The organism is Microbacterium sp. SORGH_AS_0888, from assembly GCF_030818905.1.
GTDB lineage: Bacteria > Actinomycetota > Actinomycetes > Actinomycetales > Microbacteriaceae > Microbacterium.
In genome coordinates, this window is the sequence record NZ_JAUTAZ010000001.1 from 1,384,878 (window position 1) to 1,408,859 (window position 23,982).

At 72.1% G+C, this 23,982-nt stretch carries 19 protein-coding genes and 1 pseudogene; 10 read left to right on the forward strand and 10 right to left on the reverse strand.

The window, feature by feature from the left end; all coding sequences use genetic code 11:
- Positions 1–3: 3 nt before the first annotated feature.
- From QE381_RS06795 to QE381_RS06830, 8 genes are all read left to right on the forward strand, one after another.
- On the forward strand, positions 4–858 hold the full coding sequence (locus QE381_RS06795) for a carbohydrate ABC transporter permease (protein WP_307216632.1): 855 nt from the start codon (positions 4–6) through the stop codon (positions 856–858).
- 50 nt (positions 859–908) lie between these two features.
- Positions 909–2,777, forward strand: a complete 1,869-nt coding sequence (locus QE381_RS06800; protein WP_307216634.1) for a glycogen debranching N-terminal domain-containing protein — start codon at positions 909–911, stop codon at positions 2,775–2,777.
- A 45-nt stretch (positions 2,778–2,822) separates the two neighbouring features.
- Positions 2,823–4,448 (forward strand): DHA2 family efflux MFS transporter permease subunit, encoded by a 1,626-nt coding sequence (locus QE381_RS06805; protein WP_307216636.1) that lies wholly within the window; start codon positions 2,823–2,825, stop codon positions 4,446–4,448.
- A gap of 153 nt (positions 4,449–4,601) precedes the next feature.
- Positions 4,602–6,017, forward strand: a complete 1,416-nt coding sequence (locus QE381_RS06810; protein ID WP_307216638.1) for an amidase — start codon at positions 4,602–4,604, stop codon at positions 6,015–6,017.
- A 594-nt stretch (positions 6,018–6,611) separates the two neighbouring features.
- A complete protein-coding gene (locus tag QE381_RS06815; protein ID WP_307216640.1) occupies positions 6,612–7,265 on the forward strand; it encodes a hypothetical protein in 654 nt (217 codons plus the stop codon).
- The gene (locus QE381_RS06820; protein WP_307216642.1) at positions 7,262–8,848 is read left to right on the forward strand and encodes a sugar ABC transporter ATP-binding protein; all 1,587 of its coding nucleotides are present in this window, start codon (positions 7,262–7,264) and stop codon (positions 8,846–8,848) included. Before QE381_RS06815 ends, QE381_RS06820 begins: the two co-directional genes overlap by 4 nt.
- Entirely contained in the window at positions 8,848–9,834 is a 987-nt protein-coding gene (locus QE381_RS06825; protein WP_307216644.1) for an ABC transporter permease, read from the forward strand. The genes QE381_RS06820 and QE381_RS06825 overlap by 1 nt, the downstream gene beginning before the upstream one ends.
- 12 nt (positions 9,835–9,846) lie before the next feature.
- Entirely contained in the window at positions 9,847–10,821 is a 975-nt protein-coding gene (locus QE381_RS06830) for a helix-turn-helix domain-containing protein (protein WP_307216646.1), read from the forward strand.
- Positions 10,822–10,829: 8 nt separating this feature from the next.
- On the opposite strand, the gene QE381_RS06835 is transcribed toward QE381_RS06830, so the two are convergent.
- Genes QE381_RS06835 through QE381_RS06845 form a run of 3 tightly spaced genes read right to left on the reverse strand, consistent with a single transcriptional unit; the run spans position 10,830 to position 13,851 of the window.
- Entirely contained in the window at positions 10,830–11,921 is a 1,092-nt protein-coding gene (locus QE381_RS06835) for an ABC transporter permease (protein WP_307216648.1), read from the reverse strand.
- Positions 11,918–12,829 carry an ABC transporter ATP-binding protein gene (locus QE381_RS06840; RefSeq protein ID WP_307216650.1) on the reverse strand — a complete coding sequence of 304 codons (912 nt, stop codon included), beginning with the start codon at positions 12,827–12,829 and terminating at the stop codon, positions 11,918–11,920. Before QE381_RS06840 ends, QE381_RS06835 begins: the two co-directional genes overlap by 4 nt.
- Before the next feature lie 50 nt (positions 12,830–12,879).
- Entirely contained in the window at positions 12,880–13,851 is a 972-nt protein-coding gene (locus QE381_RS06845) for a glycerophosphodiester phosphodiesterase family protein (RefSeq protein ID WP_307216652.1), read from the reverse strand.
- A 170-nt stretch (positions 13,852–14,021) separates the two neighbouring features.
- Here QE381_RS06845 and QE381_RS06850 point away from each other — a divergent pair.
- Positions 14,022–14,901, forward strand: a pseudogene (locus QE381_RS06850) (Bax inhibitor-1/YccA family protein).
- A 129-nt stretch (positions 14,902–15,030) separates the two neighbouring features.
- On the opposite strand, the gene guaA reads toward QE381_RS06850, so the two are convergent.
- The 5 genes from guaA to QE381_RS06875 are packed head-to-tail and all read right to left on the reverse strand — an operon-like array spanning position 15,031 to position 19,720.
- Complete coding sequence (guaA, locus tag QE381_RS06855; protein ID WP_307216654.1) at positions 15,031–16,614, reverse strand: glutamine-hydrolyzing GMP synthase; 1,584 nt, start codon at positions 16,612–16,614, stop codon at positions 15,031–15,033.
- 21 nt (positions 16,615–16,635) lie between these two features.
- Positions 16,636–17,106, reverse strand: a complete 471-nt coding sequence (locus QE381_RS06860) for a DUF3817 domain-containing protein (RefSeq protein ID WP_307216656.1) — start codon at positions 17,104–17,106, stop codon at positions 16,636–16,638.
- Between the two features lie 10 nt (positions 17,107–17,116).
- Entirely contained in the window at positions 17,117–17,953 is an 837-nt protein-coding gene (locus QE381_RS06865) for an SURF1 family protein (RefSeq protein WP_307216659.1), read from the reverse strand.
- Positions 17,950–19,065 (reverse strand): GuaB3 family IMP dehydrogenase-related protein, encoded by a 1,116-nt coding sequence (locus tag QE381_RS06870; protein ID WP_307220432.1) that lies wholly within the window; start codon positions 19,063–19,065, stop codon positions 17,950–17,952. The genes QE381_RS06865 and QE381_RS06870 overlap by 4 nt, the downstream gene beginning before the upstream one ends.
- A 43-nt stretch (positions 19,066–19,108) precedes the next feature.
- Positions 19,109–19,720 (reverse strand): TetR/AcrR family transcriptional regulator, encoded by a 612-nt coding sequence (locus QE381_RS06875; RefSeq protein WP_307216661.1) that lies wholly within the window; start codon positions 19,718–19,720, stop codon positions 19,109–19,111.
- Between the two features lie 76 nt (positions 19,721–19,796).
- Between QE381_RS06875 and QE381_RS06880 the strand changes: the two genes are divergently transcribed.
- On the forward strand, positions 19,797–21,224 hold the full coding sequence (locus QE381_RS06880; protein WP_307216663.1) for a DHA2 family efflux MFS transporter permease subunit: 1,428 nt from the start codon (positions 19,797–19,799) through the stop codon (positions 21,222–21,224).
- A 79-nt stretch (positions 21,225–21,303) separates the two neighbouring features.
- On the opposite strand, the gene QE381_RS06885 is transcribed toward QE381_RS06880, so the two are convergent.
- Positions 21,304–22,149 (reverse strand): endonuclease domain-containing protein, encoded by an 846-nt coding sequence (locus tag QE381_RS06885; RefSeq protein WP_307216665.1) that lies wholly within the window; start codon positions 22,147–22,149, stop codon positions 21,304–21,306.
- Positions 22,150–22,348: 199 nt separating this feature from the next.
- Entirely contained in the window at positions 22,349–23,851 is a 1,503-nt protein-coding gene (guaB, locus tag QE381_RS06890) for an IMP dehydrogenase (RefSeq protein WP_307216666.1), read from the reverse strand.
- Between the last annotated feature and the right edge of the window lie 131 nt (positions 23,852–23,982).

Sequence of the window (23,982 nt, forward strand, 5' to 3'; positions counted from 1 at the left end):
GCCATGACGACTCCGGGACGCCGGCGCGGCACCGCGCGGATCGCCACGACCTCCGTTCTCTACGCCGTGCTCATCGCGCTCGCGATCGTCTACATCTACCCGTTCCTGATCCAGATCGCCACGAGCCTGAAGACCGACCCGGATGCCGTCGCGCACCCGCTCTCGCCGGTCCCCCAGACCGTCACGACCGAGGCCTACGCCCAGCTGTTCCTGAACTCGGACTTCCCGGTCTGGTTCACGAACTCCGTGATCGTCACGGTCTGCGTCACGGTCGGACGGGTGTTCTTCGTCTCGCTCGCCGGCTACGCCCTGGCGCGGCTGCGGTTCCGTGGCCGCGGGGTCGTGTTCGCGGGCCTCGTCGCCGTCATGAGCGTGCCGACGGTCGTGCTCCTGATCCCGAAGTTCCTCGTGATCAACACCCTCGGGATGTACGACTCCTACGCGGGCATGATCCTGCCCCTCCTCGTGGATGCGGCGGGGGTGTTCATCATGAAGAACTTCTTCGAGTCGATCCCCGCCTCGGTCGAGGAGCAGGCCCGCATCGACGGCGCCGGCACCTTCCGGGTGTTCTGGTCGGTCGTGCTGCCGATGGCGCGCCCCGCGCTGGTCACGATCGTCATCCTCTCGTTCCAGGGATCGTGGAACGAGCTCGCGCACTTCATCGTGTCGACCCAGTCACCGGAGCTCACGACACTGACGAAGGGCGTCGCGCAGCTCGCGAACGGCCAGCTGAGCCAGGGCCGGCAGTACCCGCTCAAACTCGCCGCGGCGATCATCATGACGGTGCCGGTGGCGGTCATGTTCTTCGTCTTCCAGCGGCGCATCATGAACGCGAGCGAGGGCGCCGTGAAGGAGTGACACGCGCCCCGGTCCCCGTCGTCTCCCGTCCTCCTCTCCCTCCGGAAGCCATGCAACCTCTTCTCCACGACCAGCACGTCATCCTCCGCGCGCCCGTCCAGGCCTGGCAGGGCCCCGACGGATCGATGGGCGACGCCCCGATCCACGGCCTGTACCTCGGCGACATCCGGCTGATCTCCCATCTGCGCCTGCGCGTGGGCGGCGCCTCCGGCGAGCACGTCGCCATCGCCGAGGACGCCGCCGATCGCGCGGTCTTCGTCTCGCTCGTGCGGCAGCTCGACGACGCCGACGCCGACCCGCACCTGCGCGCGGTGCGGACACGCACGGTCACCGCGAGCGGACTGCGCGAGGGCGTGCGTCTCGAGTCCGCGCTCGCGGATCCGCTGCGCACGACGGTGGAGATCGCACTCTCGAGCGACCTCGCGGCGATGGACCTGGTCAAGTCCGGACGCTCGGGGGACCCTGCCGCGTTCGAGCTCGCGGGAACGACCGCGCACTGGGGCCGCGACGCGGTTCGGGTCGCGGTGACCGCCGAGGGGGCACGGCTGCGGGTCGACGGCGACCTGCTCGTCCTGACCTGGGACATCGAGCTCGTGCCGGGCTCGGCCGCGGAGGTGGAGTGGCGCGTCGAGGCGACCGACGCGCGCGCGGTGGTCACGGCCCCCACGACGCCCGTACCGTGGTCGCAGCCGTCCGTCGTCGACGACGACCGGCTGCGCCGCTGGGTCGAGCGGGCACTCGGAGATCTCGACGCGCTCCGGCTGGAGACGACCCGCGCGCCCGGTGAGCAGTTCCTCGCCGCCGGCGCGCCGTGGTTCTTCACCCTCTTCGGACGGGACTCCCTGTGGGCCGCGCGCATGCTCCTGCCCCTGGGCACCGGCCTGGCGGCATCCACCCTGCGCGTGCTGGCACGGTTCCAGGGCCGGGAGTCGGTCTCGGACACCGCCGAGCAGCCGGGGAAGATCATGCACGAGCTGCGCCGCGACACGCTCGAGATCCCGGGCGAGGCCATCGCTCTCCCCCCGCTCTACTACGGCACGGTCGACGCCACTCCGCTGTGGGTGTGCCTGCTGCACGACGCCTGGCGCGCGGGGATGCCGGACGCGGAGGTGGCCGAGCTGCTGCCGCACCTGGAGGCCGCGCTGTCCTGGATGCGCGACTTCGGCGACAGCGACGGCGACGGGCTCCTGGAGTACGTCGACGAGACCGGCCACGGGCTCTCGAACCAGGGCTGGAAGGACTCCGGGGACAGCGTGCAGTGGCGCGACGGAACGCTCGCGCAGGGCCCCATCGCGCTGTGCGAGGTGCAGGCCTACGCCTACGAGGCGGCTCGGCACGGTGCGGACCTGCTGGAGCACTTCGGACGCGATGGGACGGGGTGGCGGGACTGGGCCTCGCGGTTGCGTGCCGCGTTCCACGACAGGTTCTGGGTCGACGACCCCGAGGGCGCCTTCCCCGCGATCGCACTCGACGCAGACAAACGCCCCGTCGACAGCGTGACCTCGAACATCGGACACCTGCTCGGCACGGGACTCCTGGACGCAGCGCAGGCTCGGCTCGTCGCGCGCAGGCTCCTCTCCCCCGCCCTGGACTCCGGCTACGGGCTCCGCACGCTCGCCACCGATGCGGGCGGCTACTGGCCGCTCGGCTATCATCGCGGCACCGTGTGGGCGCACGACACGGCGATCGCCATCCGCGGGCTGGCTGCCGAGGGGATCGCCCCGGGCCCGCTCATCGACGGACTCCTGTCCGCGGCGGCGGCATTCGACTACCGGATGCCGGAGCTCCACGGCGGAGACGCGCGCTCCGCGATCGGGCGGCCGGTGCCGTATCCTGCGGCGTGCCGCCCGCAGGCGTGGTCGGCGGCGGCGGCCGTCACGTGCCTGGATGCGAAGGTCCGGAACGCGGGAGAATCCTGAGCCACGGACGACCCATCCGTTCGTATAGCTAGATATTCTAGCTATATGAACGACGCTCCCCCCGGCTCACGACGACGCTGGGCCGCACTGGTCTTCATCAGCATCGCGGTGTCCTTGATCATCGTGGACTCCACGATCGTGAACGTCGCGGTGCCCTCCATCGTCGGCGACCTGGGCCTCACCTCGACCCAGGTGCAGTGGGTGCAGGAGGCCTACACGCTCGTGTTCGCCTCCCTCCTCCTGCTGTTCGGCGTGTTCGCCGACCGATGGGGCAGACGCCGCGTGCTGCTGACCGGCGTCGCGATCTTCACGCTGGCCTCGGTGGGCGCGGCCCTCGCCCCCACGGGCGGTGCGCTCATCGCGCTGCGGGTGCTGCAGGGCGCGGGCGGAGCCATGATGCTGCCGACCACCCTCTCGCTGATCAACGCGACCTTCCGCGGCCGCGAGCGCGCCATCGCGTTCGCGATCTGGGGCTCCACGATCGGCGGCATGGCCGCCGTCGGCCCGCTGCTGGGCGGCTGGCTGACCACCGCGTTCTCGTGGCGCTGGGCCTTCGGCATCAACGTGCCGCTCGGCATCCTCATCATCCTGGGCGTCCTGCTCACGGTCATCGAGTCGAAGGCGCCGCGCAGCGGCGGGCTGGACATCGTGGGCGCGCTGCTCGCGGTCGTGCTCTTCTCCTCCCTCGTGTTCGCCCTCATCGAGGGCCGCACCTTCGGATGGTGGGCGAGCGAGACCGCGCCGAGCATCGGTGACTGGACCTGGCCCTGGCCGGTGTCGCCGATCCCCTTCGCCTTCGCGCTCGCGGCGGTCGCGCTCGCCCTGTTCCTGCTCCGAGGTCGCCGTCGCCACCGTGCGGGGAGAGCGACGCTCGTCGAGTTCCGGCTGTTCCGGCTGGCCTCGTTCCGCAACGGCAACGTCGTCGCGATGGTCGTGGCGCTGGGAGAGTTCGGCCTGATCCTCGCCCTCCCCCTCTGGCTGCAGTTCGTGCTCGGCTTCGAGGCGGTGCAGACCGGTCTCGTCCTGCTCGCGCTCGCGGGCGGCTCCTTCGCCGCCAGCGGGCTCGCCGGCGCCTTCAGCGGTCGCGTCGCTCCCGTCCTCGTCGTGCGTCTCGGGCTCGTCTGCGAGATCGTCGGCATCGCCGCCGTCGGATTCGTCGTCGCGCCGGACGCCGCGTGGGGCTGGCTCCTCCCGGGCCTCGCGGTCTACGGGTTCGGCGTCGGCCTCGCGACGGCGCAGCTGACCGGGGTCATCCTCGCCGACGTCCCGGTCGAGATGTCCGGACAGGGCTCGGGCATGCAGTCGACCTCGCGCCAGATCGGCTCCGCGCTCGGCATCGCGATCCTCGGCACCGTGCTCTACGGCGCGACGGGCACGGGCCTCGCGGCGCGCCTCGACGAGGCCGGGATGTCGCCGCCCGCCGCGGCGGCGGTCGTCTCGGCCGTGGTGGACAGCGCGGGCGCCGCCATCCCGCCCCTCCTCGCGAACCCCGAGACCCGGGCGACGGGGCAGGCCGCGGCGTCCGCCTTCTCGGACGGCACCCGCATCGCCGCCTGGACCGCCGCCGGCTTCCTCGTGCTCGGCCTCGGCGCCTCGTTCAGCCTCGGCGGCGCGCGCCGCCGTGAGGAGACGGACCCGACGGCGATCGCCGATCCCGCGCCGCGCGCCTAGCTGTACCCAGCCGCGGCGTCCGGGCGGCCCCGAGCCGCGGACGCGCGTCTCGAGATCAACTTCAGGGCCGCCCAGGTCAACTCTCCGCCTCGCCACCTGCGCATCATCGTTGTGGTACCACCGTCGGTGCCGGTGACGAGGGAGTTACGGGGAATGATGCACGAGTCCGCGGTCGAGCTGTCGCGCCGCATCCGAGAGGGCGAGCTGACCGCGACCGAGCTGATGACGGAGGCGATCCGCGCCGCGGACGCGGTCGACCCGCGCATGAACGCCCTCATCTGGCGTGACGACGAGACGTCCCTCCGGGATGCCGCAGCCGCCGACGCCGCACTCGCGGCCGGCGCCGCGGTCGGCCCCTTCCACGGCGTCCCACTGCCCATCAAGGAGCTCACCTGGGTCGCGGGCCAGCCCGGGACGTTCGGCTCGCGCGGCGTGAGCGACGCGCCGCGACCCGTGAGCGATCTCGTGGTGGATCGGTTCCGCGACGCGGGCTTCCTGCTCTTCGGCCGCAGCAACTCGCCCGAGGCCGGACCCATGTCGGTGACCGAGAACTCCCGGTTCGGCGTGACCCGCAACCCGTGGAACCTCGACTACTCCCCGGCCGGCTCCTCCGGCGGCGCGGCGGCGGCGGTCGCGGCCGGCATCGTCCCGGTCGCTCACGCGACGGACGGCGGCGGGTCGATCCGCATGCCCTCCTCGGCCACCGGGCTCGTGGGGCTCAAGCCCTCGCGGGGACGCGTGCCGGCACGCGTGCCCACGTGGGAGCACTCGATCGTCGAGGGCGTCATCACCCGGCACGTCGAGGACGCCGCGGCGATCCTGGACGCGATCTCCGCGCCCGACCCCACCCTCCCCTACTCCGCTCCCCTCCCGCCGCGTCCCTTCGCCGAGGAGCTGCATCACGACGGCCCCCGCCTGCGCATCGGCCTCCTCCTCGACGCGCCGAGCGGCGTGCCGGTCGACCCCGAGTGCCGGGCGGCGGCCGAGGACCTGGCGCGCGCCCTCGAGCACCTCGGTCACACGGTGGAGCCGGTCCGTCCGCTCCTGCACTCCTGGGAGGCGGTGCTCGGCTTCGTCGACGTCATCATCAACTCGTGGCTGTGGACCACGCCCTACGAGGATGCCGAGCTCGCCGAGCCGTACATCCGCGCCCGCCGCGCCCGCGCCCGCGCCCACACCGGAGGCGACTACGCGATCGCCGCGATGCGGCTCTACCGCGAGAACGTCGACATCCTCGCGCAGTGGGGACGCGACTTCGACGTGCTCCTGACCCCGACCATGGCGACCACGCCGCCGCCGGTGGGCGTCGTGCTCGCCGAGGCGAACGCGGCGTTCGACGGCCCGCGGCTCACCGAGAACCAGATGATCGCGTTCACGGCGTTCGCGAACATCACCGGACAGCCCGCGATCTCCCTCCCCGTGCGGATGAGCGCGACCGGTCTCCCGGTGGGCGCGCAGCTGATCGGCCGTCCCTTCGGGGAGGGCGAGCTGGTACGTCTGGCGGCCTCGGTCCAGGAGCACTTCGGCTGGACCCGCCGCCATCCCACCGCCGCCGGGATCGCGCACTGACCCGCTTCGTCCTGCGCCACCCCCGCGGCGGAGAACCCGAGAACACAGCACCAGAAGGAGCGTCTTCCATGTCCACCCGTCCCCGCGCATCGTGGCGCGGCCTGCTGGTCGCCGGCATCGCCGCCGGCGCCCTGCTGCTGAGCGCCTGTTCCTCCCCCACCGCCGCCCCCGGCGGCGACGCCTCCGGCGGCAGCGTGCCCGCCGAGGTCGGCTCCGCCGTCTCGGCCGCCTACCAGGGCACCTCCGGACCGCTGCCCGGCTCCTCGCCCGCCGTGTCGCCGGGGCACCGCCTCTGGATCGTCTCGGCGTTCCAGCAGGTTCCGGGTCTGGCCTACCTGTCCGCGCAGCTGGGCGACGCCTCGACCGCGCTCGGCTGGAGTTCCAGCGTCTGCGACGGCCAGAACAACGCCAACGGCGCCTGGGCCACCTGCATCCGGCAGGGCGTCGCGTCCGGCGCCGACACGATCGTCCTCGTGAGCGTCGACTGCGCGCCCGTCGCTCAGGCGCTGGCCGAGGCGAAGGCGGCGAAGGTCGCGATCGCCGGGATCTCCTCCTTCGACTGCTCCGATCCCAGCCAGGGCGGCCGGGCAGGCGATGTTCGACACGCAGCTGCAGTACGGCGACGGCATCCACGGCGTCGCGGACTTCTTCGAGCAGAGCGGCAAGCTGCGCGCCGACTACGTGATCGAGAAGACCGGCGGTGCGGCCAAGGTGCTGCACGTCGAGTTCACGGGCGTCGCGATCGGCGACTACCTCTCGAAGGGCTTCACGGAGGAGCTCGCCGCCAAGTGCCCCGGCTGCGAAGTCGTGGGGACCGTCTCGATCACCCCCGCCGACATCGCCCAGATGCGACAGAAGTTCGAGACCGGGATGCTGCAGGCCTCCGGCGCGAACGCGATCGTCGTCGACCTCGGCTTCATGCTCGCCGGCGGCATCCAGCAGTCCCTCGTCGCCAGCAACGCGGGCAACGGTCGCGTCGTCCTGGGCGGCGAGTGCACGCAGGACGAGATCGGCTACCTGCACGACGCGAACGGCATCCAGGCCTGCATCGCGATCTCCAACGGCCGCGCCGCCTGGTCGCTGGCTGACCAGCTGAACCGCTTCTTCAACGGCCAGAGCGCCGTCAGCGACGGCATCGGCTGGACCCTCCTGGACGCGGCGTCGCCCAACCTGCCGGCCGCCGGCCAGAACTACGACGGACCGCTCGACTACCGCGCGGGCTACAAGGCGCTCTGGAAGGTCTCGTGACCGAGGAGGCATCCGGTGCCGGCGGGGGGCTTCCCGCCGGCACCGCCGACCGCGGCGACGCCGTGGTCCTCCGCGGCGAGCGCCTCTCGAAGACCTACGCGACCCGGGTCGTGCACGAGGTGGATCTGGAGCTGTCGACCGGACGGGTCCACGTTCTCGCGGGCGGCAACGGATCGGGCAAGTCGACGCTGCTGAAGATGCTCGCGGGCGTCGTGCCGGCCGATGCCGGGGGCACGATCGTGCTCGGCGGACGCCGCATCCCCGCCGAGTCGTACTCGCCGCGCGTGGCGCGCGCGGGCGGCCTCCGCTTCGTCCATCAGGACCTGGGCCTCGTGGACCAGCTCAGCATCGCCGAGAACTTCGCCCTCGAGGGCGGGCATCCCCGTCGGCTGCCGGGCTGGATCGACGACCGCCGCCTCCTGGCGCGCACGGGCGAGGACCTGCGCCGTGCGGGGCTCGGCTTCGACCCGCGTCTGCCCGTGGGCGCGCTGCGCCCGAGCGACCGCACGCTCGTCGCCGTCGCACGGGCGCTGCGCGAGGACCCGGACGCCGAGACCTCCGGGGTTCCGCTGACCCTCGTCCTGGACGAGCCGACCGCGAGCCTGCCGATCACCGAGGTCGACCGGCTGCTCGAACGACTCCACGACCTCCGCGCCGCGGGGCACGGGATCGCGCTCGTCACGCACCGTCTCAGCGAGGTCATGCGGATCGCCGACGAGGTGACGGTGCTCCGCGACGGACGCGTGGTCGGCGCGGGGCCCATCGCCGACTTCGACGAGGACCGCATCCTCGCGCTCATCGCGGGTCACGTCCCGGAGCGGCTGACCCGGCAGGAGCGCGACACGACCCGCGGGCCCGTGGTGCTCGGGGTGCGAGGGCTGTCGGCCGGACCGCTCCAGGCGATCGACCTCGACGTGCACCGCGGGGAGATCGTGGGCGTCGCCGGCCTCGTCGGCTCCGGGCGGACGACCCTCCTGCGCGCGCTGTTCGGCGATGTGCCCGCGACGGGCGGGATCTCGCTCGACGGCGAGGCCGTCCGCATCCGCGACACCGGGGATGCGGTGGCCCACCGCATCGCCCTCGTGCCCGAGGACCGGGTCCGCGAGGCCGCCTATCTCGACGCCCCCGTGTGGGAGAACCTCTCGGCGGCGAGCGTGTCCCGCTACCGCACGCGGCTCGGCGTCTCGGCGCGACGGGAGCGACGGGCCGCACCCGCGCTGATCTCCCGATTCCGCGTGCGCACACCATCCGCCGGCGCGCCCCTCGCGGCGCTCTCCGGCGGGAACCAGCAGAAGGTCGTGCTGGCGCGATGGCTGCAGACCGAGCCCCGCGTGCTGCTGCTGGACGAGCCCACCCAGGGCGTCGACGCGGTGGCGCGGGACGACATCCATCGCACGGTGCGCGACACGGTCGACGGCGGGGCCTGCGCCGTCGTCGTCTCGAGCGACGTGGAGGAGCTCGAGCAGCTCTGCGACCGCGTCATCGTCCTGCACGGCGGCCGGCTCGTGCAGACCCTCGCCGGCGCCCGCGTGCGCAGAGACATCCTGACCGCCGCCATCCAGCAAGAGAGCCGAGTCGCCTGATGAGCACGTCCGTCCTTCCTCGCCCGACCGCGGGCGCCGTCGTCGAACGATTCGGGCTGCTGATCCTCGTCGTCGCGATGATCGCGCTGTTCTCGGCGCTCCCCTCCTCGGGTCCCGCGTTCCGCAGCATGCTGAACGTGCAGACGCTCGTGGCGAACCAGGGCGTCGGCCTCGTGGTGGCCATCGCGCTCCTGTTCCCCCTCGCCGCCGGCTACTTCGACTTCTCGGTCGGGGCCGTCGCCTCCGCCAGCTGCCTCGTGACCGCGGCGTGCACCGCCACGTACGGGCTGCCCGTCTGGCTCGGGGTCCTCCTCGGGGTGGCGTTCGGCGTCGGGGTGGGCGCGGGCCTGGGCTGGATGGTCGCCTACCTGGAGGTGAATCCCTTCATCTCGACGCTCGGGGCCGCCACGCTCCTCGGCGGCGCGATCTTCGCGTACACGGGCGGTCTGCAGATCACCAACGGCATCCCCCGCGAGCTCACCGCGATCGGTTCGGGACAGCTGTGGGGCGCGCCCACGATCGCGCTCGTCGCCGCGGTGATCGCCCTCGTCGCCTGGTGGCTGATGTCCCGCACGGTCTTCGGCCGGCGGCTGTACGCGGTCGGCGCGAACCCGCGCGCGACGCAGCTGCTGGGCGTGGACGTGCGCCGCATCCAGTTCCTCTCCTTCGTGGCCTCCGGGACGGTCGCGGCGCTCGGCGGCGTGCTGCTGCTGGCCCGGCAGGGCGCCGCGACCTCAGACAGCGGCATGACGATGCTCTTCCCGGCGCTGACGGCCGTGCTGCTCGGCACGATCGTCATCCACGTCGGCCGCCCCTCGGTGCCCGGGACGGTCATCGGGCTGCTCTTCGTCGCGGTGCTCGTCAGCGGGCTCACGCTCGTGGGGGCGCCCGCGTGGGTCGGGCAGGTCTTCAATGGTGCGGCGCTCCTGATCGCGGTAGCCTTCGCGAGACTCGCACGAGCGCGCGGAAGCGCCGCGCGACGCTGAGGGAGGGATGCGGTGAGCACGGTCGGCAGCGGAGCCGACGCCCGATCGGAACGGCTGATGTTCGGCTGGCTCCAGTCCGGCGGCGAGAACTTCGATCGCGCCGTCGACACGAGCGACGCGATCATCGTCTCGACCCGCGACGGCACCGAGCCTCGGATGGGGCCCCGCCACCAGCTCGGCACGCTGGAGATCGCGATGATCACCTCCGGCGGCGTCGACGTCGAGCCGCTGCCCGCCGCCCGTCACTGGCGGGGCGTCGTGCTGGGCTACCTCGCCGCCGGCTCCCTCCGGGTGTCCCAGGAGGGCCGCGCGGTCGATCTCGCGGCCGGCGACTTCGTGTTCTACACGAGTGCGCAGCGCTACCGCATCACGGCGCCGGGCCATCACGAATACCTCGTCGTCCGCATCCCGACCTCGGCGATCGCGCTCCGGCACAGCATGTTCACCGACGTGATCGCCACCGATCTGTCCGCTGTCCCCTCCGCGCCCCTCCTGCGCGCCGTGCTCGCGAGCCTCGCGCAGCCCGACTTCCGCCCGAGCCCGGCGGCGGGCGCGCACATCGCCGACGCGCTCGTCGCCGCGGCCCACGCCGTCGTCGCCGACGCACGCCACCCCGGGTCCGCGACGGTCATGTCGCTGTTCCACGCATTCCTCCTGTGGATCGAGGAACACCTCACGGACGACGAGGTCTCGGCGGACGCGATCGCGAGCGCCCACTTCCTCTCCACCCGCTACGTGCGGCGGGTGTTCGCCGCGCACGGAGCGACCGTCTCGGCGGTGGTGCGGCAGCGGCGACTGGAGCGCATCCGCACCGAGCTGCTGGACCCGCAGCAGGTGCGGGTGCCGATCGGCGAGATCGCGTCCCGCTGGGGCATGCGGGATGCGGCGGTGTTCAGCCGGGCGTTCGCGCAGCAGTTCGGGGTCTCGCCGCGCCGGTACCGCGCGCTCCACCTGCACCAGGGCGAGTCGCGGCTCGCCTCGGCCTGAGCCCGCCCTCAGGCCACGCGCGTCCCGGGCGGCAGGGTCTTCGCCGGCGTGCGGGTGCGCGCCCACGCTCCCCACACGAACAGCGCGGCGACGACCAGCTGCAGCCCCAGACCGACGGACCAGCTGGGCGTCGTGTCCGCCACCCGTTCCTCGTTCGACGGAGAGCCCTGCCACGAGGACTGATCGCAGCCGTCGTTCCACGTCTCCGCCTCCGGGGCGATCTGAGCCATGCGCACTCCCTGCGCGATCTGGCCGAACAGATCGTTGGGCGTGCCGTACTCGTTGTAGGTGGTGGGCGTCGCATCGGCGAGCACCACGAACGGGTTCGCCGCGAGGATCCACCACACGCGGTCGAAGCGGGGGACCTCATAGCTCGTGGTCTGCCACGCGGTGCACTGATACAGCAGCGGGCCCCCCGATCCTCCATCGGGCACGCCGTCGCAGTCGACGTCCGAGGTCCCCGTGCCGCACGCCGCCGACTCCGACCAGCGGCCGTGGCTCGTCACCTCGGTGCGGAGGCTGGCACCCAGGAGACCGAAGGCCACGAGCGTGCCGATCACGAACGCCGCGACGACGAGATACGTCGCCGCGATCGAGAAGAGCGGCCGGCCGATGAGCGCCGACATCCCGACCCCGATCGCCGCGAACACCCCGATCTCGATCACGAGCACGAGCAGCGACACCGCCAGCGCCGCCGGCGCGAGTCCGCCGGCCAGCACCGCGACCGCCATGAACGGCACCGCCACGACGACGAAGCCGAGCCCGGTGATCCACGCGGCGATCAGCTTGCCGAACACGATGTCGGCGGTCGAGGCGAGGGTGACCTGCACCGCCGCCAGCGTCGCGGCCTCCCGATCGCCGTTGACCGCATTGCCCGCGACCGTCGGCGAGACGAGCACGACCAGCAGCAGCACGACGTACACGATCGTCGAGTAGATGCCCCCGCCCGGCTCCGGCGCCCAGGACCAGGCCATGAACGCGAGGAGGGTCACGGCGAGCATCACGAAGGCGAACACGCCCAGCAACACGTACCACGCGACCGAGCGCACCCGTTGGGCGAGCTCGAGCTGCACGACGGTCCACATCCGGGCGGGGTTCACGACGCGCCTCCGAGGTCGAGGAAGGTCTGTTCGAGGCGGCCGACCGCCGGGACGAACTCGACGACGCGGATGCCGGCGTGCACGAGGCGCGCGAGGCCCGCCGCCGCGTCGTCCTCCGACGCGAACGGCAGCGTCATCGCATCGCGATCGATCGCGACGTCGTCCGGCGCGAGCCCGGCGGCCCCGGCCACCGTGACCGGCGTCGGGGGCTCGCCGAGCACCCGCAGCCGCCACCGTCGCGTCCGCCGAGGCTCCGCAGGCGCAGCGACCGACTGCCCGCCGACGACGAACACGGCGTCGTCGACCATCTCCTCGAGCTCTGCGAGCACGTGGCTGGACACGAGGACCGTGCGGCCGGCGTCCGCGAAGGAGCGCAGCAGCAGGCGCAGATCGATCCGCGCCTGGGGGTCGAGGCCGGAGGCGGGTTCGTCCAGGAGCAGCACCTGCGGGTCGTGCACGAGCGCGCGGGCGAGTCCGAGCCGCTGCTTCTGCCCGCGCGAGAGCACCCGCGCGGGCGCGTTCTGGAGCGCGTCCAGCCCCACCCGCTCGAGCAGCGCGAGCGCCCGGGCCTGCGCCTGGGAACGCGGCATCCCGTACAGCCGCCCGGTGTAGACGAGGGTCTCGCGGGCGCTCAGCGCCGCCCAGGCCCCGAGCGCATCGGGCATCCACCCCACGGCGCGCCGCACGCCCGCCGGGTCGGTCACGGGGTCGGCGCCGGCGATCCGGATGTGGCCGGCATCCGGCTGCAGGAGCGAGGCGAGCATGAGCAGCAGGGTCGTCTTCCCCGCCCCGTTGGGACCCACGAGCCCCGTGATGCGGCCGGGATACGCCGAGAGCGTGATGCCACGCACGGCCGCCACCCGCCCGAACGACCTGCGTACATCGATCACGTCGATTCCCGGGGTCACGTCCCCACCCTATGCGCAGGCTGTGTCCGCGGGCGAGCGCCGCACGTGGGTCACGGACGGCCGAACGCCGCGGCACCCAGGTCCGGGTGGTCGACGAAGACCCCGTCGATGCCGGCGTCGCGCATCCGCGTCCACTCGGCGGCGTAGTCGCCGAAGCGGGCCGGGTCCTCGCCCCGCCGGAAGCGCGACTCGAGGAAGCGGTTCTCCGGCCGGGCGGTCCACGCGTAGACGAGCAGGCCGCGAGCGTGCGCATCGGCGACCAGGCGCGCACCGGCGTCCCCCAGCACGATCGCCTTGTCGAGGCTGATGCCCTCGACCTCGTCCGCGAGCCGCTCGAGGCCCGAGGGGGAGATCATCTCGCGGTAGGTCGGCGCCGCGGCCCCCCGGGCGAGCAGCAGGTCGACGGGCGCGCCCTCGGCCTCGACGAGCTGCACGAACGTCGCGGGCAGCCCCGCCGCCCGGAGCTCGGCGAGGACGGTCGGCTCGAACGACTCGACGACGAGACGCTCCGCGTCGCCCCACCAGCCGGCCGAACGGATCGCGTCGGAGACGAGAGACGCCGGGTCCAGGCCGATCGTCGCGAAGTACGCGGCGTGCTTGACCTCGAGCACGAGCCGGATGTCGCGACCCGCGGCATCGAGCAGGTCCAGCAGATCGGTCAGCCGCAGCATCGGCTGCTCGTCGTCGTGCGCGGCGGAACCCGGACGCAGGTGCGGCAGGCGCTCACGGCACCGCAGCGTCGACAGCTGCTCCCACGTGAAGTCCTCCGTGAACCAGCCCGTGAGCTCGACACCGGCGAACGACCGCGTACGCCTCAGGTGCGCAAACTCCGGCCGGTCGGCGACATCCGTCGTCGTCGAGATCTCGTTCTCGTGGCGGACCACCAGGACGCCGTCACGGCTCGGCACGACATCGGGCTCGACCGCATCCACCCCGTGCGCGATCGCGAGCTCGTAGGAGGCGCGCGTGTGCTCGGGCAGGTAGCCGGGCGCACCGCGGTGGCCGATGACGAGAGGACGCATCGGCGCACACGCTACCGCAGCCCGTCGACATCGCCGTGGGGGCGCCGCCGACGGTACCCGTGGCTCAAAGCTCCCTCACAGCATCTGCCAGAGTCACCGCGGAAACACTGGGCTAACCTGGGGGGGTGCAGCACCGTGCTGCCACCGGAACCTGGAGTGTGATCGAGACCATGGCCTCGTCCAACCCCGCATTCAACAACCCCGCCTTCCAAGAGAAGGGCGCCTCCCGTGTCGGGCTGACGCCGCCCGCCGCGGTCGACGCCGCCGCGACCGCGCAGCTCGAGGGCGCGTTCGCCGCTCCGCCCGCCGGCTCCGTGCAGACCGGTCGCATGACGGTCGAGGACACGGTCTACAAGACGATCGGCCTGTTCGCGATCCTCCTCGTCGGCGCGGTCGCCGGCTGGCTGTGGTCGATGTCGACCGTGACCCGCACCGGCGGCACGCCCTCCATGGCGCCGTGGATCATCGGCGGCCTCGGAGGCTTCGTCCTGGCGATGGTCGTGATCTTCGGCTCGCGCACCAAGGTCCGCCCGGCGCTCATCTTCGCCTACGCGGCCTTCGAGGGCCTGTTCGTCGGCGCGATCTCGTCGTTCTTCGAGTTCATCTGGCCCGGCATCGTCCTGCAGGCGACGCTCGCGACCCTCGTGGTGGTGGGCGTGACGCTCGCCCTCTTCGCGAGCGGCAAGATCCGGGCCTCCAAGCGGGCCACGAAGATCTTCCTGATCGCGATGGTCGGCTACCTCGTGTTGCTCGCTCGTGAACGTCGTCCTCATGATGTTCGGCGTGCTCAACAGCACGAACGGCGGCGGCTTCGGCATGCTCTCCGACGTGCGCATCGCGGGCATCCCGCTGGGCCTCATCATCGGCGTGTTCGTCGTCATCATGGCCGCGTACTCGCTCGTGCTCGACTTCGACTCGATCCAGCAGGGCGTGCGCAACGGCGCTCCCCGTCAGTTCGGGTGGATGGGCGCCTTCGGCATCATGGTCACGGTCGTGTGGCTCTACCTCGAGATCCTGCGGATCCTCGCGATCCTCCGCGGCAACAACTGACCGCATCCCTCACCACAGAATCAGGCCATCTCGCCAGGACAGGCCGCTTCGCTTCGCGAAGCTCCTGATCCGGCGAGATGGCCTGATCTGGTTTCGAGCCCTCTCGGGCGTGAGGCGACCCCGGGGGGGTCACTCCCACTCGATGGTCCCCGGGGGCTTGGACGTCACGTCGAGCACGACGCGGTTGACCTCGCGCACCTCGTTCGTGATGCGGTTGGAGATCTTCGACAGCACGTCGTAGGGCAGGCGGGTCCAGTCCGCCGTCATGGCGTCCTCGCTCGAGACCGGGCGCAGCACGATCGGGTGTCCGTAGGTGCGGCCGTCCCCCTGCACGCCGACCGACCGGACATCGGCCAGCAGCACGACCGGGCACTGCCAGATCTCGCCGTCGAGCCCCGCCTTCGTCAGCTCCTCGCGGGCGATGGCGTCGGCGTCACGCAGGATCTCGAGACGAGAAGCGGTGACCTCACCCACGATCCGGATGCCGAGGCCCGGCCCCGGAAACGGCTGGCGCGCCACGATCTCCTCCGGCAGCCCCAGCTCGCGACCGATGGCGCGCACCTCGTCCTTGAAGAGCGTGCGCAGCGGCTCGACGAGCTCGAACTGCAGGTCTTCGGGGAGGCCGCCCACGTTGTGGTGGCTCTTGATGTTCGCGGTGCCCGTGCCGCCGCCGGACTCCACGACGTCCGGGTAGAGCGTGCCCTGCACGAGGAAGCGGATCGGATCGCCCTCGGCCGCGGCCTCGGCGATGAGCTCCTGCTGCACCTTCTCGAAGGCGCGGATGAACTCGCGACCGATGATCTTGCGCTTCTGCTCCGGGTCGCTGACGCCGGCGAGCGCCGTGAGGAACGTCTCCCGGGCGTCGACCGTGATGAGGCGCACACCGGTCGAGGCGACGTAGTCGTTCTCGACCTGCTCGCGCTCGCCCTTGCGGAGGAGCCCGTGATCGATGAACACCGCCACGAGCTGGTCGCCCACGGCCTCGTGCACGAGCGCCGTCGAGACGGCGGAGTCGACGCCGCCCGAGAGGGCGGACAGCACGCGGCCGGTGCCGACCTGCTCGCGGATGCGGGCGACCTGCTCCGCGATGACGTTTCCGCTGTTCCAGTCGGCGGGCAGCCCCGCGGCCTTGTGGAGGAAGTTCACGAGGACGTCCTGGCCGTAGTCGGAGTGCTTGACCTCCGGGTGCCACTGCACGCCGTAGAAGCACTTCTCTGCGTTCCCGAACGCGGCGACCGGGGTCGCGGCGGTCGACGCGAGCACCTCGAAACCCTCGGGGGCGGCGGCGACCTGGTCGCCGTGACTCATCCACACGTTCTGCTCGTTCGGCTGGCCGCCGAGGAGGACGCCGCCGTCGTTCGCGATCACGGCATCGGTCGCGCCGTACTCGCGCAGTCCCGTGTTGGCCACGGTGCCGCCCAGCTGCTGCGCCATGACCTGGAAGCCGTAGCAGATGCCGAGCGTCGGGATGCCGAGCTGCAGGATGCCGGGGTCGAGGGTCGGCGCGCCCGGCTCGTACACCGAGGACGGCCCGCCCGACAGCACGAGGGCGACGGGATCCTTGGCCCGGATGTCGTCGGCCGTGGCCGTGTGCGGGACGATCTCGCTGTACACCCCCGCCTCGCGGACGCGGCGGGCGATCAGCTGCGCGTACTGCGCGCCGAAGTCGATCACCAGGACGGGGCGCTGGGAGGTTTCGGTCTGCTCGGTCACCGGGCTTCTCTCTGGGTCGGGTCAGGGGTGTTCGGCGGCCTGCGGCAGCGGGGCGGCCGCGGCCTCGCGCTCGGCCAGGTAGCGCCGCACGGCGCGCGCGACGAAGGCCTCGAGGAAGAAGGACAGCAGCGGCACGACGCCGCCGAGCGCCAGCAGGATGAAGCGCAGGAACTGCCAGCGCATGAGGCTCCACACGCGGAAGCAGCTGAACAGGTAGACGACGTAGAACCACCCGTGCGCGATGAGGATGAACATCGACAGGTTGAAGCCGTCGCCCGTGGACTCATGACCGGAAGCGGTCTCCACCACGGGCGCCCACCAGAGCGCGCCGCCGGAGCCGCCGGCGAAGAGCTCGTAGCCGAGCGCATACTTCACGACCATCTCGGCGACGAGCAGGAGCAGCATGGTTCCGGTGATGATGGAGCACACCTGGTAGAACCGGAGCGCGCCACGGATCGCCGGGAACGAGGCGAGCTTCGGGGCAGGAGGCATGACCTCCAGTCTAGCCTCGCGGGGCGTCGCCCTCCGGCTCGAGCTCCTCGAGCTCCTTCTCCCATGCGTCCTTCGCCAGCCGGTACCAGAGGTAGAACGCGAAGCCCGCGAACACCGCCCACTCGGCCGCGTAGAAGATGTTGAGCCAGTTCACGCCCGAGCCGGTCTGGGGCGCCGGCGACGAGATCTCCACGAGTCCGGGCGAGGTCGCGTCCGAGACGAGGAACGGCCGGTACACGTCGAGCCCTGCGATGTCGTGCCAGCGGCTGAGCAGCGCGGCCGGGGACATCCGCGACAGGTCCTGGGGGTCCGCCTCCGGCGGTGCGACGGGCCCCTCGTCGGAGACCAGGCGTCCGGTGACGGTCACGACGGCGTGCGGGTCGAGGCCCGTCTCCAGCGCGGCCGCGGCGGCATCCGCATCCTGCCTCGTGGCCGCCCAGCCGAGGGCCACGGCGATCGAGGTGGGGGCGGCGACGCCGTCGCGGCGCAGCTGGCCGGTGACCCAGAAGCCCTGCACGTTGTCGTTGAACCGCGACGACACGACGATGAAGTCGCCCGCAACGAAGGTCCCGCTCACGCTGACCCGCTGTCCGACGAGCGGCTCCGGAAGGTAGGCGCCGGGCGTCACGACGTCGTCGATCGGCTGCACCTGCTCGGTCGCCCCCTCCTCGCGCGGCGCGGTGTCGACCGCGCGCGCCAGCTGCCACTGGCCGAGCCAGGCGAACACGCCCGCCACCACCAGGCACAGCGCGAGCATCGCGAGCCAGCGGGGGCGGAGCATGACCTCCCGGAGCGTCGGCGGAAAGACCTCCGCCGGCTCCGCGGCCCCCGATGGCGTGTCGGTCACGACCCGTAGGGCGCGACGACGACCTCGACCCGCTGGAACTCCTTGAGCTCGGAGTAGCCGGTCGTCGCCATGGACTTGCGCAACGCCCCGATCAGGTTGGCGGTGCCGTCGGCGACCGGGGCCGGGCCGTAGAGGATCTCCTCGAGCGGCGCGACCTGCGCGACGCGCGCGCGGCGCCCGCGCGGGAGCTTCGGGTGGTGCGCCTCGGGGCCCCAGTGGTAGCCGTGGCCGGGCGCATCTGTGGCTCGGGCGAGCGCGACCCCGAGCATCACCGCATCCGCGCCCATCGCGAGCGCCTTCACGATGTCGCCCGAGGTGCCGACTCCGCCGTCCGCGATGACGTGCACATAGCGACCGCCGGACTCGTCGAGGTAGTCGCGGCGGGCGCCGGCGACGTCTGCGACCGCGGTCGCCATCGGCGCGTGGATGCCGAGCGTCGCCCGGGTCGTCGAGGTCGCTCCCCCGCCGAAGCCGACCAGGACGCCGGCCGCCCCGGTCCGCATCAGGTGGAGGGCGGCGGTGTAGGTCGCGGCGCCGCCGACGATGACGGGGACGTCGAGGTCGTAGATGAACTTCTTGAGGTTCAGCGGCGCGGCGACGCTCGAGACGTGCTCGGCCGACACGGTCGTGCCCCGGATGACGAACAGGTCGACGCCGGCGGCGACGACGGTCTCGTACAGCTCCTGCGTGCGCTGGGGCGTGAGCGAGCCGGCGACCGTCACGCCCGCGGCCCGGATCTCGGCGAGGCGGTCGCGCACGAGCTCGGGCTTGATCGGCTCGGCGTACAGCTCCTGCATGCGCCTCGTCGCGCCGTCGTCGGGCAGGGCGGCGATCTCGGCGAGGATCGGCTCGGGGTCGTCGTACCGGGTCCACAGCCCTTCGAGGTCGAGGACGCCCAGCCCGCCGAGCTGTCCGAGCATGATCGCGGTGCGCGGGGAGACGACCGAGTCCATCGGGGCGCCCAGCACCGGGATGTCGAACTGGAAGGCGTCGATCGTCCACGCCGTCGAGACGTCCTCCGGGTTGCGCGTGCGCCGCGAGGGCACGACCGCGATGTCGTCGAACGTGTATGCGCGGCGGGCCCGCTTGGCGCGGCCGACCTCGATCTCCATGCTCACCCGCCCAGCCTACCCGCGACGCCCGCTGCGCCGCCGATCACCAGGGCTCGTCGGCTCGGGGCGCGAGGGCGAGGACGGTGGCCTTGCCGGTCGGGAAGCAGGCGTCGAACAGCTCGGCGACCCGCGGATCGCTGTCGTAGTCGTCGGCCAGCCGCATCCCCACCAGCGTGTTGATCAGCATCCCTTGCGCGAGGAACAGCTGGGCGGACTCCGGATCGAACCCGATCTCACGCAGGAAGTCCCACACCTGCGCGAACCCGCGACGGGCGCAGGGCCCGATCACGGGGTGCGCGCCGAGGAGGAACGCATGACTGAGCGTCTGATGCAGCCCGCGGACCGCGAGCAGGTCCATGTAGGCGCGGCCGATCCTCGCCTCGAGCGGCTCGGTGCTCGGGGCGTCCTCCGTCGCGGCGCGGAAGGCGACGAGGATGCGTCGCAGCGCCTCCTGCGTCGCCTCGACGAAGAGCGCCTCCTTGCTGCCGAACAGCCGGACGACGTACGGCTGCGAGACGCCGGCCGCCTTGGCGACGTCGTCGGTCGTGGTGCCGACGTACCCCTTCGCCCCGAACACGGCGAGGGCGGCCTCCAGGATCTGGGCCCGACGCTCATCGGAGCTCAGCCGGGGCGCCTTCGTCTCGACATCCGCCATGTTGACAGGTTATCAGTCGATTACTACAGTGTCGCCATCGTAGTAATCATTCGATTACCAATTGAGGAGCCCCACGATGTCCGCATCCCCTCGACGCCGCCCGTTCGGGCTCGTCGTCGCCGCCGCCTCGCTGCCGATGTTCATGGCGACGCTCGACAACCTCGTCATGACGAACGCGCTGCCGGTGCTGCACGCCGAGCTCGGGGCGACGGTCGAGCAGCTGCAGTGGTTCGTCAACGCCTACACGCTGTCCTTCGCCTCGACGATCCTCGTCGCCGCCGCCCTCGGCGACCGCTTCGGGAGGCGCACGGTCTTCCTCTCGGGCATCGCGATCTTCGGCGTCGGCTCGGCGCTCGCGGCGCTGTCGACCGACCCCGGACAGCTCATCGCCGCTCGCGCCCTGCAGGGCTTCGGCGGGGCCGGTGTGCTTCCCCTCTCCCTCGCGCTCCTGGCCGGCGGCGTGCCCGAGAGGCGCCGACCGCTCGCGATCGGCATCTGGGGCGGGGTCTCCGGGCTCGGCGTCGCCGTCGGGCCGCTCGTGGGCGGCGCGGTGGTCGAAGGCTGGAACTGGCAGGCGATCTTCTGGATCAACGTCCCGGTGGCGGTCGTCGCGATCCCCCTCGCGCTGTTCGCGCTGAACAACGACTTCGGCGCACGGGCGCGCATCGACGTGCTCGGGGCCGTCCTCGCCGGGGCGGGCGTGCTCGCCCTCGTGCACGCGATCGTGCGCGGCAACGACGACGGCTGGTCCTCGCTCGGGGTCGTGGCCGAGATCGTCGGGGGTGCGCTGCTGCTCGTCGCCTTCGTCGCCTGGCAGGCGCGCACCCGTTCGCCGCTCGTGCCGCTGCGCCTGTTCCGGGACAGGTCGTTCTCCCTCACGAACGCGGTCGGCTTCGCCTTCAGCTTCGGCACCTTCGGGGCCGTGTTCATCCTGATCCAGTACATGCAGGTCGTGCAGGGCTCGACGCCGCTCGAAGCGGCCGTCCAGACGACCCCGTGGACGATCGCCCCCATGTTCGTCGCGCCGATCGCCGGGATCATCGCGCCGCGGGTGGGCACCCGCATCCTCATGGCCGTCGGTCTCGTGATGCAGGGGGCCGCTCTCGGCTGGATCGCGATCGTGATGTCGAGGTCCGTCCCCTACGCGGAGCTCGTGCCGCCGTTCCTGCTCGCCGGCATCGGCATGGGCCTCGTGTTCGCCCCGTCGGCGACGGCGCTCCTGGCGACCCTCCCCGGCGCCGATCACGCCTCCGCGTCGGGGGTGAACTCCACCGTGCGAGAGATCGGCGTCGCACTCGGAACGGCCGTCATGACCGCCATCTTCGTGGGCGCGGGCGGGCAGCTGCGGCCCGACCTGTACGTGGATGCCGCCCGGCCCGCCGTCGTGGTGGGCGCCGCGGTCCTGCTGGCGACCGCCGTGCTCGCCATATGGCTGCCCGCGGGGCGCGCGGCGGGGTCGGCCGCGCCGGCGACCGCCGTGCCGGACCCCGTCACGGCGGCGTGAGAACGTCGCAACACCGCACGGATGTCGCAGGATTCGGCCGGGATCGTGCGACATCCGCGTCGTTCTGCGCCTGTGGTGCTCATGCCAGGTGGAGGCGCGCGGCCACGGCACGACGGATCGTCGCCTCGACCGCTGCCCGATCGTGCACGACCTGCGCGTAGCTGAACCGCAGCACGGTGTACCCGCGCAGGCGCAGCTCGGCATCGTGCGCGATGTCGCTCGCCCGCTGCGCGCTCGAGGAGTGGTGCGCCCAGCCGTCGATCTGGATGACGAGCCGGTCGCCGATCAGCAGGTCCACCCGGCGGCCTGCGAGCACGACCTGCTGCCGCACGCGAAGCCCCCACCGGCGCAGCGGCACGACCAGCAGCGTCTCGAGCCCGGAGTCCGAGAGACCCGTCACCGCGTCGGCGAGGCGACGCGCGGCGCGAGTGGTCCAGGCGACCCGGCGCAGGTACTCGGGGGCCAGCCCCTCCACACGCGCCGCCGACTCCCAGAGAACGAGCGCCGCATCGTATGCGCGACACACCGCGACATGGGCGAGCGCGTCCTCGATCGTCGCGAGGAGCGTGCGCGGCTCGGCGGGAGCCAGCGGCACACCCCAGTGGCGTACGCCGACGGCGGTCGAGCGCGACCCCGGCAGCAGGTGCAGATGGATGCCGTCGTCGGTCGTCTCCGGCACCCACCACCCGCGCCGCCGAGCAAGCGAGACGCAGGTCACACGGGCGCCGGCGCCGGCCGCGGCACGAAGGTCGGCCGACGCGGTCGGGAGCGCGATCCACGCACGGCGGACGAGCTCGGCGGCGCCGGAACGGACAAGGGTCCGGAGGAGCGATATCGCGAAGCCGGCCCGGAGGGCGTCGTCGCGGTGCGCGATGCCGCCGCGGGCGATCAGCCACTGCGTCAGCTCGTCGATCGTGCGCCTCATGCCCCGATCGTCGCGCCGGCGTCATCGTCGCGGACCGCGCGGCCCCGCATCCGTGCACAACCCGATGCTCCGGCGAGCCTGGGGAGGAGAGGATGCCGCTGCTCCGCCGTCGCAGAACCCCGCCCGGGTCGCACGATCGCGCCGGAATCGTGCGACCTCCGCGCAATCCTGCGACGCCCGCGCGGCGCGGACGCGCGGGTCAGCGCTTGTAGTTGGGCGCCTCGACGACGATCTGCACGTCGTGCGGGTGCGACTCCTTCAAGCCCGCGGGCGTGATCCGGACGAACCTGCCCTTCGACTTGAGCTCGTCGACCGTGCGCGCCCCGACATAGAACATCGACTGGCGCAGGCCCCCGATCAGCTGGTACGCGACCGCCGAGACCGGCCCGCGGTAGGCGACCTGTCCCTCGATGCCCTCGGGGATCAGCTTGTCGTCGCTGGGAACATCGGCCTGGAAGTAGCGGTCCTTCGAGTACGAGGTCTGCTTTCCGCGCGTCTGCATCGCACCGAGCGATCCCATGCCGCGGTACAGCTTGAACTGCTTGCCGCCCTGGAAGACGATCTCGCCCGGCGACTCGTCGGTGCCCGCGAGCAGGGAGCCGAGCATGACGGTGTCGGCCCCGGCGACGAGCGCCTTCGCGATGTCGCCGGAGTACTGCAGCCCGCCGTCGGCGATGACCGGGATGCCGGCCTCGCGCGCCGCGAGCGACGCCTCGTAGATCGCGGTGACCTGGGGCACGCCGACGCCCGCGATGATGCGGGTCGTGCAGATCGACCCCGGCCCGACACCGACCTTGACGGCATCCACACCCGCGTCGATGAGCGCCTGGGCGCCCTCGCGGGTCGCGACGTTCCCGCCGATGACGTCGATGTGGGCGAAGGAGGCATCGGCCTTCAGCCGCGTCACCATGTCGATGACGCCCTGCGACTGGCCGTTGGCGGTGTCGACGACGATGACGTCGACACCCGCGTCGCGCAGCGCCTCGGCGCGCTCCCACGCGTCACCGAAGAAGCCGATGGCCGCACCCACCCGCAGGCGCCCCTGATCGTCCTTCGTGGCGAGCGGGTACTTCTCGCTCTTGTCGAAGTCCTTGATCGTGATGAGACCGGCGAGCTTGCCCTCGTCGTCGATCAGCGGAAGCTTCTCGACGCGGTGCTGCGCGAAGAGGGCGATGACCTCGTTGGCGCCGATGCCGACGCGACCCGTGACCAGCCCCTGCGTCGTCATGACGTCGCTGACCTTGGTGGTCTGACGCTCGAAGCCGGAGACGAACCGCATGTCGCGGTTCGTGATGATGCCCACCAGCCGCCCCTCGCCGTCGACGACGGGGAGCCCGGAGATGCGGTACTGGGCACAGAGCCGATCGACGTCCTCGATCGTGGCGTCGGGGGTCGTCGTGATGGGGTCGGTGATCATGCCCGACTCGCTGCGCTTGACCTGGTCGACCATGGCGGCCTGGTCGGAGATCGCGAGATTGCGGTGGATGATGCCGAGGCCGCCCTCGCGCGCGATCGCGATCGCCAGCCGCGCCTCGGTGACGGTGTCCATCGCGGCGGACAGGAGGGGGGTCGCCACCGTGATGCGGCGGGTCACGCGGGAGGACGTGTCGGCCTCGCTCGGGATGACGTCGGTGTGGCCCGGCAGCAGCAGGACGTCGTCATAGGTGAGTCCGACGAAGCCGAACGGATCGTGGTTGTCCATGGATACTCCTCCCCCGCCGGCACGAGGGTACGTTGACGGGACGACATCGACGAGGCTCGGGCGGGTTTCCCGAGACTCCGATTGTAAGCGCGGCGCGGGCGGGTTCATTCCCGCATCGCGCTCTCCGGGGA